Raw genomic sequence first — 19,531 nt, forward strand, 5'->3', positions numbered from 1 at the left:
GAAGCCGAAGAGTCCTCCTTTTAAAGTGTGCGACAGAAACGTCAATAAAACGGACATCAGGCTTTAAGAGTGCCAAAGAGAAAAACCTTCCACTTGAAGCACAAGTGGAAGGTTTACAATTATTTACGTTTGTTACGATTCCTTAAAAATGTCGGAATATCCAGCGTATCTTCTTCTTCTTGAGAGGACGGCTGTTCATTCACTGATTCTCTCGACTCGCGTCTCGTTGCTTCTTCCCTCGAACGGTTTTCCTGTTCAGGTTCAGGTTGTGATTGTTGAATATTGCGTTGTCTCGGTTTATTCTGTCCCTCTTTCATCTGGGCTTCATCAAAACCGGTAGCAATGACGGTTACTACAATCTCGTCTTTCAGATTTTCATTGATGACGGAACCGAAAATGACGTTCACTTCCTGATCAGCGGCCGAAGTTACAATATCGGCAGCTTCCTGGACTTCATACAGGCTGAGGTTCGTACCGCCACTGATATTCATAAGCACTCCGTGGGCTCCATCAATGGAAGTTTCAAGAAGAGGAGAGGAGATAGCTTTCTTGGCCGCTTCTGCTGCTCTGCTCTCTCCAGTCGCAATACCAATTCCCATTAACGCCGAACCTTTATCAACCATTATAGTTTTCACGTCAGCAAAGTCTACGTTGATAAGTCCTGGTACTGCAATAAGGTCGGAGATACCTTGTACACCCTGACGAAGGACGTTATCGGCTTCGCGGAACGCTTCAAGCATTGGTGTGTTTTTATCCACAATTTCGAGAAGTCTGTCGTTCGGGATAACAATGAGCGTATCCACACTTCCTTTAAAGCTTTCAATACCACCGGAGGCCTGAGTCGAACGTTTCTTTCCTTCGAAGGAGAATGGACGTGTGACCACTCCGACAGTCAGGGCACCCACTTCTTTAGCAACCTGAGCAATAACCGGAGCTGCACCCGTTCCGGTTCCACCACCCATACCGGCAGTGACAAACACCATATCCGCTCCCTGCAAAGCTTCTTCTAGCTGCTCTTTACTTTCTTCGGCCGCTTTTCGACCTACTTCCGGATTAGCACCCGCACCTAAACCGCGAGTCAATTTATTACCAATTTGCATTTTAACTTCAGCTTTGGACATGTTAAGTGCCTGAGCATCAGTGTTGACCGCTATGAATTCTACACCCTGGACACCGTGTTCAATCATACGGTTGACGGCATTTGAACCGCCACCCCCGACTCCAATAACTTTAATCGTAGCTAACTGATCCATGCTCGTATCAAAATCTAACATTATTCGTTCCTCCTAACCGGCTAGTCGCATTCTTTTATTTTAGTCAAAAAACGCTTTGATGAATTTCGAAAAACCTGTTTCTTCTTTTTCTTTACTCTGCTGCTGTTGCTCTTCTCTCTGAGGCTTATCTTGTTTCGGTTTCTGCACTTTTTTCTGTTTAGTTACAGATTTCCCTGAATTTACAGGATTTGGAGCACTTGGGAAGATATCCTTCCCTTGGATTTTCGCATTACGATAGGCAAATTGCAAGATACCTACGCCACTTGTATATTTAGGGTCACGGACCCCAAGATAATCAGGAACTGCCAGCCTTAGATTAGCACTGAAAACATCCTGTGCAAGCTCCAGCACTCCAGGCATATTCATACTTCCACCCGTCAGAACGAATCCTCCAGGTAAATCGCGTACACCCAGACGCTGAAGTTCTTTTGCAACCATGACGTACATCTCTTCCAATCTAGCTTCAATCATATCAGAAATTTGCTGCTGATTGAACGTTTGCTGCTGATTACTTCCAATAATATTAACGGAGAAAGTTTCCTGATCATTCGCATCATCAAAGAAAGCATGACCAAAATCGACTTTGATTTTTTCTGCTTCTTCTGTAGAAGTGCGTAACCCGACAGATAAGTCTTTTGTAATGTTGTCTCCCCCGAGAGGGATCATTCCCGTACCAATCAGGTGACCTTCTTTGAATACGGAAATAGTTGTCGATCCTCCGCCGATATCCATAAGTGCCACACCGAGATGTTTTTCATCTTCAGATAGAGAAGCCGAACCGGTAGCCAGAGGCTGAAGGCACACATCCGTAACCTGTAGACCAGCTCTTTCAACACAACGAAGGGTATTATGTAATACCGTTTTGGTACAAGTAATAATCGTCCCTTCCATTTCCAGACGAACACCAATCATTCCACGAGGATCAGTAATCTCATCCTGGCCATCCACAATAAATTCTTTAGGAATGACATCAATGATTTCTCTCTCTGGAGGTACAGAAACTACTTGAGCAGCATCGATAACTCTAGTAATATCTTCGTCTTCAATTTCCCGATCCTCGCTTGAGACAGCGACGACCCCGTGGCAATCCTGAAGCTGAACGTGGTTGCCATTCACACCTACTACGACGCTATCAATTTTCATATCAATCATTCGTTCAGCCTGTTCCACGGCCGAACGAATCGATTGTACAGTCTTGTCTATATCAACAATCGCGCCTTTTTTCATACCAAGGGAAGGAGCCGTACCAACACCGATGATATTCAGTGACTCATTGGCCACTTCACCGATGATTGCTTTTATTTCACTCGTGCCTACATCCAAGCTCACGAGTATCTCTTTTTCATTAATCACTATAGCGCACCTCCTGTTAACGACCATGAAAGTATGTCACATATTAAAGGATAACATTTTTTAAAACAATCGATTTTTGTAATCGTAAACGAATTGATAGACTGTGTGATTCTTTTGCACCACAATCAAATCAAAGCGTGAGTTTATAGACCTTCATAAAAGTATTTTATTGTATTTCCACTGTTGTAGAAAAACCTTTATCCGCTACTAACCTTCCACAGTTTCTTCCGGGTTCTCTTCTTCAGTTTCTGCTGCAGGATCTTCTACATCACTTTCTTCACTTTCCTCCTCCTCTTCGTCTTCTTCAGAGGAAAATGATTCGAAGTAAGTACCTACACCGATATGAATAATCCCTTCAGTTTCAGGATTCAATTGAGCTACAATCGATGGATAACTAGGCATTTTTTCGGAAAAATGCCTTACGGAAGCAAGTACTGTATGCCCATCACTCATATAAAGCCTCACCTTGTCCCATTCTTCTTCTTCCACCCAATGAACCTCAGAAATTAAGCTGGACACACTTGAAGGAAGGTCACTCAGTTCAGAGGTGAGCTCTTTAAGATGCTCTTTATCCGGGAAGCCGAAAAATATCGGGGCGTCTCCTCCTGGATTCTCAACAAGTTCATCCAGAATAGTTCCGTTTTCAAGGATAGGCGCGTAGCTTTCTCCATTTTTCACGTAAGCGATTCTTTCTCTCTCATCTACCGAAATTGTAACATTTGCAGGAAAATTACGACCCACTTCAGCATTTTTGATCTCTGGATGAGTAGTCAATTTGTCTGAAACATTTGAGCGGTCGATTCCCCATAAACTGCTATTCTCAGTTATACCACTGAGTTCTACAATCTCTTCTTTTGTAACTTCTGCATTCCCGCTCACTTCAATATTCCTTACATGACTGAGCGGAGTCTGAAGATAAATGACAATTCCTATCAACAAAAATAGAATGGTCAAATATAGAATCAGCTGTCGATTCACTTTTCTTTTTCGCCGTTTTTTCAATTGGGGAATCCGTTCTTCAATCGAAACGACATTCTTTTCTTTCTTCATCTAAGGAACCCCTTATGTACGGGTAGGCTTGATACCCAGCCAGTATAGATGTTTTCTAATTTATTATATCATATGTTAAGGCTCCTGCGGCGACGATTGGGAGAGGAAATCGAAAAAAATAGAAGGAAACTTCCAACTTCTCTTCTTCCCTCGTCAAATCACCAGCAAACCTCTAAACATGAAACCTCCCTGAAAGCGCTTAACAACAGTGAAGAAGAGATCGGCCCATAGGTATTCTTCGCTTTTGATTCACATTGATAGATAACACGAGTGAAAGGCAATAGAATACTTTCCAATGAAACTCCGGCCTCTTTGTCAGAAACCGGAGGAAAAAATCATCTACATGTTTCCGTCAAAGGTTAAGCACAGCATTTATGAATTCGTCTCCTCTTTCTTCAAACGTACGATATTGATCCCAACTGGCACAAGCTGGTGAAAGTAATATCACTTCATCATCTTCAGAAGCATCATAAGCTTTGGTGACGGCTTCATCCATACTCTTCACTCTTATGAAAGGAATATCCAGACTCTTGGCAAGAATTTCAAGTTTTGAGGCTGTTTCTCCGAATAGAACTAGGCGCTTCACCCCCGCAAGATAAGGACTCAGCTCATCAAAAGAATTTCCTCTGTCCAGCCCGCCGGCCAAAAGCACTACCGGTTTCTCAAATGCTTCAAGCGCATAGCTTGTAGCACGGATATTTGTAGCCTTAGAATCATTGTAAAAGTAACGCCCATGTTTATAATCTACGTACTGCAGGCGATGAGCTACCCCTTGAAAGCTGTACAACACCGACTGGATAGCATCGTTCGAAACTCCTACACTTTTACAGGCTGCTACAGCAGCAAGACAATTCTGTATATTATGTTCGCCGACAAGGACGATTTTCTCCCTTTCAGCTACTATTTCTCCATTGAAATAGATGAAAGCAGTATCGGCAGAGGCCCCAGTCTCTTCATATGATAAAGTGAAAGGCACGGACTCGGCGAAAGTATTTTGATGAAAAGGACTCACTGTCGAATCATTCCTATTATAGATGAATTTGTCCTTTGAAGTTTGGTTCTGAAGTATTTTCGCTTTAGCGGAAATATAATTATTTCTTGTTTTATGATAATCGAGATGACTATCGAACAGATTCAGCCACACCGCTATATCTACGTGAAGATTAATCGTCCCCAATAATTGAAAAGAAGATAGCTCTATCACCATTATATCTTCCGGTGAAGTTCTTTGAGCAACCTCACATGCAACTTCTCCGATATTACCGGCTACATATACACCTTTTCGATCAGCCTCAAGCATACGGTGCACGAGAGTCGTAGTAGTGGTCTTCCCATTCGAACCAGTAATACCGATGACTTTACCTTCATGCAAATAAGAGACCAGTTCCACTTCTGTAATAACGGGGATTTCCCTTCGGAGAGCTTCACTGATCATTTCATTTTCATAAGGGATGCCCGGGTTCTTGACGAGAATTTCAGCCTTGTCCAACAGCTCAAACGGATGACTCCCTGTGACTAATGAGACTCCTGCATCTTTCAGACTTACTGCCTGCTCGCTATCTTCATCTGCGTTCAGATCGTTGACCACAGTCTTCACCCCGCTGTTTTGAAGGAGTTCTGCTGCTGCGAAACCGCTCTTTGCAAGACCAACTACAAGCGCACTACTATAAGGGAAATTTTTCAATTGTTTCATCCGACCATCACCTCCATCGATACTCCAAGTACTGCGAATAACAGACCGGCTACCCAAAAAGCTGTCACTACCTTCCACTCCGACCAGCCTTTCAGTTCATAATGGTGGTGAAGGGGGCTCATTCGAAACACACGTTTACCCGTGGTTTTATAAGAAGCGACCTGTATAATCACAGAAAGGGTTTCGAGGACGAACACACCTCCGACTACGATGAGCAACAATTCCATCTTAAGGAGAATAGCTATCATAGCTATTGCTGCTCCAAGCGCAAGCGATCCGGTATCACCCATGAAGACCTTAGCCGGATGCGCGTTAAATACTAAGAACCCGAGAAGTGCACCAACGACCGCTACAGCGAACAACGCCGTTTCCACGTCCCCCGACACAGCCCATGCGAGTATAGCGAAGGCCCCAAAAGCGATCGAGGCCGTACCCGCAAGCAAACCATCCAGACCGTCCGTCAGATTGACAGCATTCGAGCCTCCCACAAGCATAAGGAGAAGAAGTACTCCGTATCCTATACCGAGGTCTATCGAAAAGGAAGTAGCAGGAATATGAATGGCTGTATTGAAATCACCTGCCAGAAGTATGATGTATACTACTGTAGCAATTACCAGCTGCATAAGCATTTTCTGCTTTGATGTAAGTCCGAGATTTCTTTTTTTAGCTACTTTTATATAATCATCGAGAAATCCGATCAGACCATAACCCAGTAGAACAATCAATAACAGGGTCGTTTCCATACCTATTCCATTTGAATAAAAGAATGGTAGAAACACTAACATGGTCAGGGTGACTGAAAACAATACCATAACCCCTCCCATTGTAGGCGTCCCACTTTTCTTCTGATGTGAAGAAGGTCCTTCTTCACGAATTTCCTGACCGAATTTCAGTCGTCTCAAAAATGGGATCACCACAGGGAACAGAGCGACTGTCATTGTAAAGGCTATTCCCATGATTGACAGTAATAAAAGTTCATTCATTTCAATATTTCCTCCTTAAGCCTCTTACCGAACATTAATCTTTCACAATAGTATCTACTATCTCCTCCAGCTTCATTCCTCTCGAAGCTTTCACCAGGACGATACTTTGCTCTCCTACCACGGATTTCAGTTCCTCGATCAAAGGTCCTTTCTCTCTGAAATGCTTCGTTGTAATAGAAGAGAAGATCGTAGCTACTTTATCCGAAATCGCTTTGGAATCATCCCCTACAGTCATAACGATATCGATCTCAGGAGTGATCGCCTCCGCAACTTGAGCATGAAGCTCTTTGGAATGCATACCAAGTTCATACATATCCCCTAGCACCAGCACTTTATGAGACTTTGTTTTGTAAGTTCTCACAAATTCAATCACTGCCTTCATAGAAGTCGGTGAAGCATTATACGTATCATTGAAAACATGAGACCCCTTCATTCCGTTCAGTTTTTCAAGTCTCATCCCGGTCATAGATAGGGAATCGAACCCTTTTTGAATCTCTGCGGCATCCATCCCCAGTTTTTTTGCTAGCAGGATTACATATGTTGCATTCTTCACGTTGTGCTTTCCAACAAGCGGAAGAAGATATCTGTGACCCTCCACCAGAAATCGACTGCCCTCATCATGAAGGAAGATTTCTTTCGCTCTATATTCAACGTTTTCCGAGAAGCCGCAAGAAAGACCATCTGTCCCTTTTAACAGCTTTTCATCTCCATCGAAAATCAGTTCACCGTCGTCACGAAACCCTGAAGTTATTTCCAGTTTCGCAGCAGCGATGTTCTCCCTGCTTCCCAACTGTTCAATGTGGGATTCCCCGATATTGGTCACAATACCATAATGAGGTCGCGCAATATTGCTCAGGACTTCTATTTCCCCTTTATTATTCATCCCCATTTCCAGCACGAGCACCTGAGTGTCTTCAGGCATGGAAAAGATAGTAAGCGGAACTCCGATATGATTATTCAGATTGCCCTTCGTGTGATGAGTACGAAATTTCTGAGAGAGGACGGAAGCAGCCATATCCTTTGTAGTCGTCTTGCCGTTTGAACCTGTTACAGCTACTACAGTCGGCTGAATGCGCCGAATATATTCATTCGCAAGCAACTGCATGGCACTGACGGTATCCTCCACGAAAAATACGGGAAAATCTTCATGGATGTCTGCTGGAAATTCCATGTTTTTTTGCCAAAGTGCAGCTACTGCGCCGTTCTCTATCGCCTTATCAAGAAATGAATGAGCATCGAAGTTTTCTCCGACAATAGGTATAAAAAGACTGCCTTTTTGTTCTATTCGTGTATCTGTCATGACAGATTCAATTCTGATATTCTTATCCGTTCCACCCTTACCCTCTTCAAAGAGGGAGGTCAGTTGTCCAGTCGTAATTATCATTTATTATGTCTCCCTTGCTTTACAGCCTGCGTTGCAACTTTCCGATCGTCGAATTCCAATTTCATACCATCCACTTCCTGGTATGTTTCGTGACCTTTCCCTGCTATAAGCAGAATATCTTTGTTCCTGCAGGAAGCTATGCCTGATTCAATCGCTTCTTTTCTATCAGTGATCCGATGGAATTCACCTTTTAAATGACCCGTCATATCATCGAGAATGTTCTCGGGATTTTCAGATCTCGGATTGTCGGAAGTGAAGAATACATCATCGGCAAATTTCATAGCTACGTCTGCCATCTTCGGGCGTTTTCCTGCATCCCTGTCACCACCACAGCCGACTATGACTCTCACGTACCCTTCGCATACATCCTTCAGTGTTTTCAGGACGTTTTCAAGTGAATCCGGTGTATGGGCGTAATCAACGACAATCCCAAAAGATTGCCCAGCAAATACAGGCTCAAGCCGCCCCGGCACGCCTTTCGTTTTGGAAAAAGCGGCAACTATCACTTCCAGTTGGACTCCTCGTACTATAGCAGCTCCAGCTGCTGCGAGCATATTATATATACTGAAATGCCCCATCAGACCACTGTCAACCTGGATATTTCCGACAGGTGTGATCATCGTAAAGGATACACCCGTCTCATCCATGTGTATGTTTCGGGTATGGACATCCCCCTGTTCGACTCCATAGGTAAGTACAGGCTGCGCTGTTGACTTTATCAATATGTGTGAAGCAGGGTCATCTATATTTACTACGGCATATTTTTCACGACCTTGTTCATAATGGTTGCCAAGCTGTGCAAAAAGCAAGGATTTAGCCCTCAAATAATCATCCATATCCTTATGATAATCAAGATGATCCTGGCTCAAATTCGTAAAAACAGCCACATCGAAATCAAGCCCATACACTCTCCCCTGATCGAGAGCATGGGAGGAGACTTCCATCATTGCAGTCTGCACCTCTTCTTTTCTCATCTCAAAGAAAAATTCATTGAGACTCACAGAGTCCGGTGTAGTATTCGAGACTCCGTAGGACTTCCCGTTTATTTTGGTCTGAATCGTGCCAATGACTCCTGTGGACATCTTATTCTCTGTGAAAATTTCATCCAACAAATAAGTGATCGTCGTTTTACCATTAGTCCCGGTCACCCCGATCAGTCCCACTTCTCGAGTCGGATTCCCGTAAAAAGAAGAGGCGAGTTGGGCCATAACACGTTTCGTATCAGAAACTACGATAAGCGGAATATCCATCTCCACATGATGCATAGCGACGATTGCCGCTGCTCCTGCATGGATGGCTGAAGTAATATATTGATGACCATCCGTTTCGAACCCTTTGATACAAATAAATAAGTCACCCGGCTTTATTTGCCGGGAGTCCATAGTAATACCTGTTATATCCTTATCAATTTCCCCGTACGTTTGATAAAAGGGAACGGAAGTAAGTAGTTCTTGTAAATTCATTGTATTCATCCTAACTATCTTAGTAAAAAACACATTCTTACTTATTATATCAAAAACATCTTTACTTTTGGTCAGAAAAAGCATCCGCATGATCAAAAAGCGGATGCTTTAATAGAAATTGAAATACCACCATCCATCAGAAGCTCCCCTATTATTCACAAAAAATACAGCGCCTGAAAGTTTTCTGACTACACACATAGCAAGTACGGCAGAGGAGATATCCCACAACCATTACTTATACAAATGTAGGAGAAAACATCCAGGACACTGCTATTGGCTTTCGGGAGGTTGAAGTTCAATAACCAGGTACTTGGAGTCTGTTAAAGCAGATTCTCGTTTAATACTCTGCTTTGTGACGTACCCGTTCCCCATTACTTCAAGCGAAAGGTCAAAGTAATCTGCAAGTCTTTGGACTTCCCGCTGTGACCATCCAGTAATATCAGGCATTGTAGGTTGATCAGTAATTACGATCACATGCTCACTGCTGACCGCTTGTTCCTGAGATTGCGGAAGTACAGCTTCTACCGTCGAGCCGCTTCCGACCACGGTGACTTCCTGAAATGCCTTCAGTGAGTTTCTTGCTTCTTCTAACGATTTCCCTTCAAGTTCAGGAATATCCACCTTCTCAACGTTCACCTGTTCGTTCTGATCAGGTGATATATTCAGATAATGAAGACTGTTTTGCATCACTGTTTTGAAAATGTGGGAGACGGGATCAGACCCGACCTCAGAGTTCTCGAGCTGAGGCTGTCGCACTGCGACATACATCACAAGTTCCGGATCCTCTGCAGGAGCCATCCCGAGAAAAGAAAATGTGTAATTATTCCTTCCTACAAGATATCCCCCTTCCGAAATACTCGCTGTTCCGGTTTTACCAGCTACAGAAAAGTCTTCAAGAGCAAAAGGTTTTCCTGTTCCGTTCTCATGGGTGACGACCTGCTTCAATAGATTTCTCATCTGTTCTGAAGTCTTTTTGGAAATAGGTTCTTCAAGGACGGATGTTTCATTTTCTGTAATCACTTCTTTAGAATCCGCTTCTCTTATAGAATCAAACACGTAAGGTTTCATCATTTTTCCATCATTGGCAATGGAGGAAGCTGCAGTGAGAAGTTGAATAGGTGTCATCGTTGAGCCTTGCCCATAAGTTGTAGTTACAGTTTCAATGGACTTATCATTCAAAATCGTACCTGTCTTCTCTCCGGGAAGGTCGATGCCGGTCTTTTCATTAAGTCCGAATTTATCAATATACTCACCGAACTTCTCAGGTCCTAATTTTTCATAACCGAGCTTCGCAGCTGCCACATTTGAAGAACGGATCAACCCTTCATCATATGTGATGGTTCCCCATCCCGAGTCGTTATGATCCGATATCGTAGACCCACCGACGGAGTATGATCCCGATTGGTAAGTTTCCGAACCGTTGTAAACTCCCTCTTCCATAGCCGCAGCCCAGGTGAACATTTTCATAGTCGAACCTACTTCGAATGGATAAGCGATCATATCATTGTACCAGTTCTCTACGTCACTCCGCTTATTAGGGTTGTAGGCCGGTCTGTTACCCATCGCCAGGATTTCTCCGGTATCCGGGTCCATCACCCCCGCCATCACTTTTGAAGGATCATACTCCTTCTCCACCTGAGTAAGAGCATCTTCAAGGAACGTCTGGATCTTCTGGTCGATGGTCAGATACACGTCTTCCCCATCTTCAGGAGGATTCAGAATTTGCTCAGGATCCAGAAGCTCTGTTCCGTACTTATCACGTTGATAAGAGATGCTTCCGTCTTCCCCCTTAAGATATTCCTCCATGGATTTCTCCACACCGGTCACCCCTTCCACTCCATCATCCGTGGACTGGGCGAAGCCGATAATATGTGAAGCGAAGGTTCCGTTAGGGTAGTAACGTTCCGTCTCTTCTTCAAAAGTAACACCGGATACTTCCGCTTCTTTCAATGCAGATTCTATCTCTTCTTTTTCATCTTTAGGGATATCACGGCCGGCGCTTCCGAATTCAACTTGAAATCGTCCTTCTTCACGAGCCTCCACTATACGGTCGACAGCTTTCTTTTCCTCAATAGCCAGGTATTCTGCGATAACTTCGGCCGCTTGTTCGGGTTCGGTTATATGTTCAGGCTCGGGAAGATTATCGGAGTAATCAGGGTCGACAATCGCCTGCAACCGATAAGTCGGACGATCATATGCAAGTACCATCCCGTTGTTATCGTAGATCTCCCCACGTTCGGCAGGGATCGTATAAGAACTCGTCCGTTTCTTATCGGCCCATTCTTCAAGATCAACACCCTGAACCGCCCCCGTAGACTGGATGTAGAGAAACCGTCCGGCAATAATTAGAAATGCGAGACCGAACAACAATAAGAGAAGGGAAGCTCCCCGGGTTGTATTTTTATGTTTCATGCTGTGAGCCTCCAGATTTTCAGTCTGACGATACTGTACCGGCCTGTTTCACTTGAGATTGCTGGATGTCCAGCCCGTGCTTTTTGGCGACATCAAGTATTCTCTCGGGATTTTTCAGCTGTTCCACGTCATAGGAAAGAGAGCTGTTTACGGACTGTTGCTGCTCCAAATTTCCTTCGAGTGTTTCAATGTCACGATTCAGTGAATCTGTTGCACTAGAAAAGCTGATTACATAAGCGCATGCACACAACACCGCTCCGCTTACTATCGAATAGAGATATTTTTCTCCTGTACTAATCCACTTTTTCTTAGCTACTTTAACTTTAACCTGTTTTCTTTCCGGTTGTCTTTCCGTTTGAGAAGCTCTTACCTTTTCTATGCTCATGTCATTTTCCGCCCTTTCTCAAAATTGAATTCTCCTGACCAGGGTCTTACTTTTTCGACAACTCGTAGCTTTGCTGATCGCGATCTCCTGTTTTCTTCCAATTCTTCCTCCACTGCTTCTACCGGTTTCCGCGTGATAAGTTCGAAAGGCGGTTGTTTATCATCTGGAATTACAGGAAGATTTTTGGGGAGGGGTGGAGTTGTACTCCACTGCTTAAAAGCTTGCTTACAAATACGATCTTCCAGGGAGTGGAAGGTTATTACTGCGATTCTCCCACCTGTTGATATGTAACGTGCGGCCTGGTCGAGGGAGGAAAGAAAAGCACCAAGCTCGTCATTTACAGCAATCCGTATAGCCTGGAAAACCCGTTTCGCAGGATGTCCACCTTTTCTTCGGGCTGCTGCAGGTATACCTTCTTTAATCAGCTCTACAAGTTCTCCGGTAGAAGTGATCGGTCCTTCTTCTCTTCGTTTTTCGATCTTACGGGCTATTTGTTTTGAAAATTTCTCTTCTCCGTATTTAAAGAAAATTCGGACCAGGTCTTCATAAGCCCATTCATTGACGACCTCATAAGCACTGATACTTTCATTCTGATTCATTCTCATATCAAGAGGGGCGTCCTGGTGATAACTGAACCCTCTTTCTTTTACATCGAGCTGAGGGCTTGAAACCCCGAGGTCGTAAAGAATACCGTCCACCTGCTCTACACCATGATCCATAAGCTCTTTTTCCAAATCACGGAAATTGGCTGAGATGTAGGTTATGTTAGCTTCATAGTCTGCAAGGCGGGTTTTGGCGGCCGTCATTGCATTCACGTCTTGATCAAAAGCATATAGATGACCAGATGTGAGACGCTTGGCAATCTCTTCACTATGACCCCCGCCCCCTAAGGTGCAATCGACATACACACCTTCCGGACGAATATTCAATTTTTCAATAGTCTCTTCTTTTAATACGCTGTAGTGATCGAACATAATCTCACTCGTTTCTATTATTCATAAATCAAGATCCAACAAATTCTCTGAAAACGACTCCAGGGACTGACGGGACTCTTCCATATAAACCTCCCACTTTTCCTCTGACCATATTTCAAGTCTTGTGGAAACCCCCACTATTACACACTGCTTCTCAAGCGATGCATGTTGCCTGAGTGGTGGGGGGATGTGGAGGCGCCCCTGGTTATCAAGTGAACTTTCCATTGCTCCTGACAAAAAGAAGCGGGCAAAAGCGCGGGCGTCTTTTTTTGTTAAGGGGAGTGATTGAAGCTTCTTTTCAAGCCTCTCCCATTCAGAAGGTGGATAAACAAACAGACATTCATCCAAGCCTCTGGTGACCACGAAAGAATCACCAAGAGAATCCCTCAATTTACTCGGGACAATCAATCGGCTTTTTGAATCTAAATTGTGGCGATATTCTCCCATTAACATTTAGATGACCCCCACCTTCTGTTTCAAGCGTACCACATTCCTCCACTATGTACCACAGCAAACTAACGGAAAACGAAAAAAACCCCACTTTAAAAGTAGGGTCAGTTATAAATGAAATAATGTTGTTGTCTGAAATCCCAATTATACTCAGGGATCTCCGTAAAGAAATGCCATCCATATTCATTGAGGAAAGGAAGCGGATTCCAGATTCTTTCCTGGAGCCCTCCCTTCGGCCGCAGCAGTTCTTCCAATTCTGTGTAGAATTCCAATGTTTTCTGATACCGTTTCTGTTTTTCTTTTGAAATCCGTTCTCCCATATCATCGATAAGAGCTTCTATATATTCAAGATTCTTATCTGCGTAAGCTTTTACATCCGGACTGATTTTCTCGGCTTCCTCTCTAAAAGGGGAATGAAGACGTGAAATTTCTTCTTTCGCTTCTTTATTCAATTCCTCCATGGGAATTGTCGTTTGCGAAGCCAGATAATTCATTTTCTCTTCTCCCAACCCGTAACGGACGACTTCATAAAGATCGAGACCTTCCCTTTTGGCTTTCAACCGTTTTTCTTCGTTAATGAAAGTGAAACTGAGCCGGGGTAGTACCGGCGGCATTTTAATGGACAATTCAGAGAAAGCAGGACCAAGTACCGACCAGTAAGTGATTTCTCCCGGACCGCCGATAAACCCCAGACAAGGCAGAAGCAAGTCTTGCATCAGTGGACGAGAGACCACATTGTTGCTTAACTTTTCGGGTGTTTCTTCGGCCACCATCAACAGTTCTTCTTCGCTGATTTCCAGTTCTCCCTGTTTTCCGACAAACCCTTTTCCCTGACGCATCAACAACACACGTTGATTATTGTTATGATAAAAAAGATGAGCGTCCTCAGGTTCCGTCTCGAGTGAAACCGGATATCCCTGTCTTCTATTTTCCTGCTCTTTTGTGTAAACGCCTGATGATATAGCTTTGTTATGCTCTATCATCTGGATGAAGTAATCACTTTCCATATTTCGAATAGCGGGGGCATGAGCATCCATTACAATCAGCCCCTGCTCGCCGAATAAACTTACCAATAGACGGGCGAAAAAATCAGTATAGGTACGGGATTCTTCAAAAGCTTCATTAATATACTCATACACTCTTCGCGTATGGGAGGATTCAGGTAACTGTCTGAAACATTCTTCAACGAAATCAACCATAGCATCTTTATCCAGCTCCACGTTGGAAACGGACGTTTTCCCATCTGTGGTCTGTGCGACCTTCTGCTTTTTCAGTCCGTCTCTGTTCAAATACACGTGGTTGATTTCATCAAAATCATGGTCCTCCCCAGCGATCCAGAAAACCGGAAGGACAGGTACTCCTAAAGATTTTTCTTTCTGCTTCGCTGCTTCTATGACCGAAATGACTTTATTGACGGTATAAAGCGGGCCGGTGAGAAGACCTGCTTGCTGACCAGCGATCATCACAGTAGCATGATCTTCTTTCAACCTTTCGATGTGAGCCAGAGTGGAAGGACCTGCGCCATATGCCTCATTCATCTTTTTCAATACTTCCGATAATTCTTCCCTTTTGAAAGATCGATTCTTCAGTTCCTCTAATCGACTACTCCAGGATTTTTCTTCAAACGGGTGGTAATCGAATTTATTCTCAACTTTTTCAAAATGAGAGCGGTAATCTCTCATCAATGGATTTTTTTCTCCGAACTGTACCGGATCTATTTTCATCACACATTCTCCTTTTATACGCACCTATGTATCAACTATTCTCATCACATTGTACATAATAATCAAAATGCATTCATCTATTCTGTTTACAGAGGATACTGTAGGGATCGATCACTGATTTCAAGTCAGAGCACTCAGGAGGAAAGTATTACCCGCATCAGTCCATACGAAATGAGAAATAGGTACGCAAATGAAAATACCAGAAAAGTCAGACGCAGCAATCCTTTGAACGTTTTCCCTAACCTTATTTCTTCGGTTGTCCTGTACTGGATAATAAGAGAAACTCCCAATAGAATGAGTAAAGCTACGATTACCCAGCCGCCAAACCCGCTATCCACCAGGTTGTTCAACAGTAGATACACCGCCACAACAATTACAGGGGCAGTCAGATGAACCGCTCCCCGAAAAGCTTTTCTTTTATTATTCGTCCATTTATGAAACCATATGTATAATAGAACATAGAACAATAGCGGCATAGTTATAATAATAGCCGCAATAAAAGCAAACATACTGGTCACACGAATCACCTCTCTCTATAAATCCAGATTCTATTGTAGCAAACTTTTCCTTGTGATGGCAGAATAAATAAGGAAGGGATTATTCGTTTCATTCTGAAAATTTTTATACTATAATTAAATGTAGAAGATCGAATGTCGAAAGGAGAATCGGGTACATTATGGGTATCACTACACAAGTCCAACCCTTACTTATTAATTATAAAACACTTGAAGAATTCAAAAGATTCAAAGAGTATGGGATTCAGGAGCTTACCATGCTCGAAGATTTACAAAGTAATATCGTAGAAAACAATAGTGAATCACCTTTTTTTGGAATTTATATAGGTAACGCTTTAATTGCTCGCATGAGCCTTTACCGGATTCCGGCAAAATACGACAACTACTTCGACCCTCCCCAGGATTACATGGAGCTCTGGAAGCTTGAAGTGTTGAAAGATTATCAGGGACAAGGCTACGGACAGCAGCTAGTAGAATTCGCCAAAAGCTACAAGCTCCCTATCAAAACGAATCCCCGCATAAACTCACACGGCTTCTGGGAGCGCATGGGTTTTCAAAAAGCTACGTACAAAGTGGAAAGAGACCTGGGAGAAAATCCATTGCTTTGGTTGCCTGAAGGTGTTCACGAACAGGTAGAAGAATAGAATCTCCATAGAGAAAAGACAGCAGGGAGTCCTTCGATAAGAGCGACTCTCAGCTGTCTTTTTATATGAGTGACCGATCCGCTCAAGACTATCCCCGCTTTTGGTTCCTATCGTAAAAGGCCTGGATCGCCTCTTTGTGAGCTTTCGACCCCCAAAGTTCAGAAGCCTGGCGGGTCTCCTCCTCCATCATTTCATAAAGCCTTTGCTCGTTCAGCCTTTTCAGAAATTGTTTTTTCCAAAACCTAAGCTGCTCTTTGGATTTTCCACTGAAAAGAGTGAAATCAGGGGAGTCCGAAACTTCCTGTAACCAGCCTATGCGAAGGGCTTCTGAGGATTTCAGCATTTCACTTCTCATCAACCAGCGGAACGTCTCTTCACTTGATATCCTCTCATATAAAAGGGCGCCTCCACCCCAGCCAGGAATAATACCCAGCTTACCTTGCACAAACCCGTAACTATCCCCATTCTTTCCAATCCTCAGATCACACGCAGTGGCAAGTTCACAACCTCCTCCACGCGCTTCCCCGTTCAAAAGAGCAAGGGTAGGTACAGGCAAAGTGGCTATGTCGTACAAGACAAGCCTCATCTGTGAGAGCAGAGCAAAAGCTTCTTCCTTCGATAGCTCTCCGTGAAGATCTCTTAAATCCCCTCCTGCACAGAAGGCGTCTTCCCCCTTTGCAGTAAGCACGAAAGCCTTCAGATTTTCATCATATTTAACTTGTTCGATGACCTGCTTCAACTCTTCGATCATTATTCGGTTTACAGCATTTCTTTTATAAGGTCTGTCAAGAGTAACGATTACTATATCTTTTTCATTTGTAACTTCAACCGTCTCCATAGGCCCCTCCTCTAAGTGGGTTTTTCTTCCTCTATCATTCCAGACTCTAAAAAAGTTGGCTCTGTTATCGTTTATTGTTGATTTTCGTCTCTTCGGGTGGAAGCTTGCCGCGGGCATGACGTAAACTTCCGGAATCTCACTATTGTCGATTCCGGTGATTTTCCGTTCATGCCATTTCCGCAGGCGTCTCCCCCCCTTCGTTCCGAAATCAACAACCGGCTTTAACAGAGACAAAAAGGTAAATAACCTCATAAAAAAAAGCCTGCAATCACAGGCTTTTCTTTATGCTTCTACAACTTGCTTTCCGTTGTATTGACCACATGAACTGCACACGCGGTGCGGCTTGGTCATATCTCCACAGTTTGGGCACGCAGCCAATTTAGGAGCACTCAATTTCTTATGGGTACGGCGTTGATTCTTCACCTTTTTCGACGTTCTGCGCTTAGGTACTGCCATTGCTGTACACCTCCTTTATGAATAATAGAGAAAGTCGTGTTACTAACTCTATTTCTCTTTGTCATCTAATAATGATTCCAATTTCGCTAATCGGGGATCCACTTTCTCCTCGGATTGTGGTTTTTCCTCCACAACTTCCCACCCATCTCCTTCTTGAGGAGGGGTATCTTCAGGATTCTCCGCAAACACACGGAAAGGAACCTCCAATAGCACATTCTCCTTGATATAAGGAGTCAAGTCAAGCACTTCTCCGGGAAGAGGATGCACTTCCGAATCGTCTTCCATTTCATAATAAGGAGAAAGATTAAAGTACTCTTCTGCCTGGATATGAAAGACGAACGGAACGTCAACGAGAGTTCTGGCACAAGGAAGAATCATATCTCCTTCGATGCTCATCGATACCTCGAGTTCATCCCCTTTCATCTCGGCTTGGCCACTTACTGAAACAGGGGCGATTTTGCGAATGTCATTTTTCGCTTCTTCCAAAGAAGAGATATCTACATCCCCTTCAAAATAGAAGGGTTTATCCCCTGCCTGTTTTACTTTTTGTATAGGAAATTTCATGGTCATCACCTCATGACAACAAGAGTAATTTTAAAACCAAATCAGTATTTTGTCAACATTTTTTCTTTACACCATATGAATGTGTTTACCTAATGTTAAAATAGATGAAACAGAAGTGCAAATAATACAGGAGAGGAAGATTCCATGCAAGCCACAGGTATTATAGTCGAATACAACCCTTTGCATCTCGGTCATCTACACCATATCAAACAGACCCGTAAAACCACGGAAGCAGACTGCATTATTGCAGTCATGAGCGGTCCTTTCCTTCAACGGGGGGAACCAGCGATCATCGATAAATGGGAACGTACAAAGACAGCCCTTGAAGCATCGGTCGATTTAGTCGTAGAACTCCCTCATCTCTTCGCAGTCCAGCATGGAGACTACTTCAGCAAGGGAGCCGTCGAAACTTTGGCGAACTTACATGTATCCTCGATCTGCTTCGGCAGTGAACAGGGGACTATAGAACCGTTTCTCACCGCACACAAAACGTGGGAGGATAAGAGGGATTCCTTCGATTCCATCCTCACCTCATTTTTGGAAAAAGGGAATTCATACCCCGAGTCCTCGAGACTCGCTTATGAAGCTATCGGTATCAGCGAAATCGATTTGTCCCGCCCGAACAACATTCTGGGGTACAGCTATGTCAAAGCCATCAATCGTTATGCCCCATCCATTACACCGGAGACTATTACTCGGGTCGAAAGTGATTACCATGACGAAACGATTGAAGGGACGATTGCAAGTGCCACAAGCATCCGCAAGAACTTACATAAATACGGGGAAATCACAAAGAAAGCCTCCGAAACCCTGCCCACCTTCACTTCAAAAGCACTCCAGGCATATCGGGATGAAAAACAGGTGTGGCATTCACTGGAAATATATTTCCCTTTGATACAACACTTGCTATGGACTTCTTCTCCGGAAGAATTACGTATGATACAAGGAGTCGATGAAGGACTGGAACACAGATTACTGAAAGCGATTGATGTGAGTTCTTCCTTCCATGATCTCATGCATACGGTAAAAACGAAAAGGTATACCTGGACAAGGTTACAGCGACTATTCATCCATCTGCTTACTAATATAAAGAAAACTGACAGCAGGCTTCTCGAAAAGCCTGTATCTTATGTGAGAGTTCTAGGGATGAACGACCGGGGGCGTGAATATCTTTCGCAGCATAAAAAAGATTTCGAAGTGCCTGTAGTTACTCAATTAAAGCAACTCGAGGATCCACTCTTCACCCTGGATCTGAAAGCACAAAAAGCTTACCTGTACCCTCTATCTGGGGAAAACAGGGTCGACAGCTATCGCCGGGAGAAGATGCCACCTGTGTTCTATTAGTTCCCTTGAACCATTCCACTTTTAT

At 43.6% G+C, this 19,531-nt stretch carries 18 protein-coding genes; 2 read left to right on the forward strand and 16 right to left on the reverse strand.

All coding sequences use genetic code 11. The features are described 5' to 3' along the window. Positions 1 to 119: 119 nt before the first annotated feature. The 13 genes from ftsZ to BW944_RS02475 all read right to left on the reverse strand — a co-directional run bounded on the left by ftsZ (position 120) and on the right by BW944_RS02475 (position 15,654). Positions 120 to 1,274 (reverse strand): cell division protein FtsZ, encoded by a 1,155-nt coding sequence (gene ftsZ, locus BW944_RS02415; protein WP_076556744.1) that lies wholly within the window; start codon positions 1,272 to 1,274, stop codon positions 120 to 122. Positions 1,275 to 1,313: 39 nt separating this feature from the next. After that, positions 1,314 to 2,624, reverse strand: coding sequence for a cell division protein FtsA (gene ftsA / locus BW944_RS02420; protein WP_076556908.1), 1,311 nt, complete (start codon positions 2,622 to 2,624; stop codon positions 1,314 to 1,316). A gap of 210 nt (positions 2,625 to 2,834) precedes the next feature. Further along, the gene (locus BW944_RS02425) at positions 2,835 to 3,677 is read right to left on the reverse strand and encodes a cell division protein FtsQ/DivIB (RefSeq protein WP_076556745.1); all 843 of its coding nucleotides are present in this window, start codon (positions 3,675 to 3,677) and stop codon (positions 2,835 to 2,837) included. A gap of 352 nt (positions 3,678 to 4,029) precedes the next feature. Beyond that, positions 4,030 to 5,370: a UDP-N-acetylmuramoyl-L-alanine--D-glutamate ligase gene (gene murD / locus BW944_RS02430; protein ID WP_076556746.1), complete on the reverse strand. Its 1,341-nt coding sequence runs from the start codon at positions 5,368 to 5,370 to the stop codon at positions 4,030 to 4,032. Beyond that, positions 5,367 to 6,353, reverse strand: a complete 987-nt coding sequence (mraY, locus tag BW944_RS02435; protein ID WP_076556747.1) for a phospho-N-acetylmuramoyl-pentapeptide-transferase — start codon at positions 6,351 to 6,353, stop codon at positions 5,367 to 5,369. The genes murD and mraY overlap by 4 nt, the downstream gene beginning before the upstream one ends. A gap of 34 nt (positions 6,354 to 6,387) precedes the next feature. Beyond that, on the reverse strand, positions 6,388 to 7,737 hold the full coding sequence (locus tag BW944_RS02440) for a UDP-N-acetylmuramoyl-tripeptide--D-alanyl-D-alanine ligase (RefSeq protein WP_076556748.1): 1,350 nt from the start codon (positions 7,735 to 7,737) through the stop codon (positions 6,388 to 6,390). Next, the gene (locus tag BW944_RS02445) at positions 7,734 to 9,200 is read right to left on the reverse strand and encodes a UDP-N-acetylmuramoyl-L-alanyl-D-glutamate--2,6-diaminopimelate ligase (protein WP_076556749.1); all 1,467 of its coding nucleotides are present in this window, start codon (positions 9,198 to 9,200) and stop codon (positions 7,734 to 7,736) included. Before BW944_RS02445 ends, BW944_RS02440 begins: the two co-directional genes overlap by 4 nt. A gap of 270 nt (positions 9,201 to 9,470) precedes the next feature. Beyond that, a complete protein-coding gene (locus BW944_RS02450; protein WP_076556750.1) occupies positions 9,471 to 11,612 on the reverse strand; it encodes a penicillin-binding transpeptidase domain-containing protein in 2,142 nt (713 codons plus the stop codon). A gap of 19 nt (positions 11,613 to 11,631) precedes the next feature. After that, a complete protein-coding gene (gene ftsL, locus BW944_RS02455; RefSeq protein WP_076556751.1) occupies positions 11,632 to 11,997 on the reverse strand; it encodes a cell division protein FtsL in 366 nt (121 codons plus the stop codon). Continuing rightward, entirely contained in the window at positions 11,994 to 12,971 is a 978-nt protein-coding gene (rsmH, locus tag BW944_RS02460; RefSeq protein WP_076556752.1) for a 16S rRNA (cytosine(1402)-N(4))-methyltransferase RsmH, read from the reverse strand. Before rsmH ends, ftsL begins: the two co-directional genes overlap by 4 nt. A gap of 21 nt (positions 12,972 to 12,992) precedes the next feature. After that, positions 12,993 to 13,424, reverse strand: coding sequence for a division/cell wall cluster transcriptional repressor MraZ (gene mraZ / locus BW944_RS02465; RefSeq protein ID WP_076556753.1), 432 nt, complete (start codon positions 13,422 to 13,424; stop codon positions 12,993 to 12,995). Between the two features lie 101 nt (positions 13,425 to 13,525). After that, complete coding sequence (gene bshC, locus BW944_RS02470; protein WP_076556754.1) at positions 13,526 to 15,145, reverse strand: bacillithiol biosynthesis cysteine-adding enzyme BshC; 1,620 nt, start codon at positions 15,143 to 15,145, stop codon at positions 13,526 to 13,528. Positions 15,146 to 15,279: 134 nt separating this feature from the next. After that, positions 15,280 to 15,654 (reverse strand): DUF3397 domain-containing protein, encoded by a 375-nt coding sequence (locus BW944_RS02475; protein WP_234983098.1) that lies wholly within the window; start codon positions 15,652 to 15,654, stop codon positions 15,280 to 15,282. A gap of 167 nt (positions 15,655 to 15,821) precedes the next feature. Between BW944_RS02475 and BW944_RS02480 the strand changes: the two genes are divergently transcribed. Next, on the forward strand, positions 15,822 to 16,304 hold the full coding sequence (locus tag BW944_RS02480) for an N-acetyltransferase (protein ID WP_076556756.1): 483 nt from the start codon (positions 15,822 to 15,824) through the stop codon (positions 16,302 to 16,304). An 88-nt stretch (positions 16,305 to 16,392) separates the two neighbouring features. Here the strand turns inward: BW944_RS02480 and BW944_RS02485 are convergent, their stop codons facing one another. The 3 genes from BW944_RS02485 to BW944_RS02495 all read right to left on the reverse strand — a co-directional run bounded on the left by BW944_RS02485 (position 16,393) and on the right by BW944_RS02495 (position 18,162). Then, positions 16,393 to 17,142 carry an enoyl-CoA hydratase/isomerase family protein gene (locus BW944_RS02485; RefSeq protein ID WP_076556757.1) on the reverse strand — a complete coding sequence of 250 codons (750 nt, stop codon included), beginning with the start codon at positions 17,140 to 17,142 and terminating at the stop codon, positions 16,393 to 16,395. Positions 17,143 to 17,424: 282 nt separating this feature from the next. Further along, positions 17,425 to 17,598 carry a 50S ribosomal protein L32 gene (gene rpmF, locus BW944_RS02490; RefSeq protein WP_076556758.1) on the reverse strand — a complete coding sequence of 58 codons (174 nt, stop codon included), beginning with the start codon at positions 17,596 to 17,598 and terminating at the stop codon, positions 17,425 to 17,427. A gap of 48 nt (positions 17,599 to 17,646) precedes the next feature. Continuing rightward, positions 17,647 to 18,162, reverse strand: a complete 516-nt coding sequence (locus tag BW944_RS02495; protein ID WP_076556759.1) for a YceD family protein — start codon at positions 18,160 to 18,162, stop codon at positions 17,647 to 17,649. A gap of 144 nt (positions 18,163 to 18,306) precedes the next feature. Here BW944_RS02495 and BW944_RS02500 point away from each other — a divergent pair, with 144 nt between their 5' ends. Next, positions 18,307 to 19,506 (forward strand): nucleotidyltransferase, encoded by a 1,200-nt coding sequence (locus tag BW944_RS02500; RefSeq protein ID WP_076556760.1) that lies wholly within the window; start codon positions 18,307 to 18,309, stop codon positions 19,504 to 19,506. The last annotated feature ends 25 nt before the right edge of the window (positions 19,507 to 19,531 follow it).

Source organism: Salimicrobium flavidum (assembly GCF_900156645.1).
GTDB classification, from domain to species: Bacteria; Bacillota; Bacilli; order Bacillales; family Halobacillaceae; genus Salimicrobium; species Salimicrobium flavidum.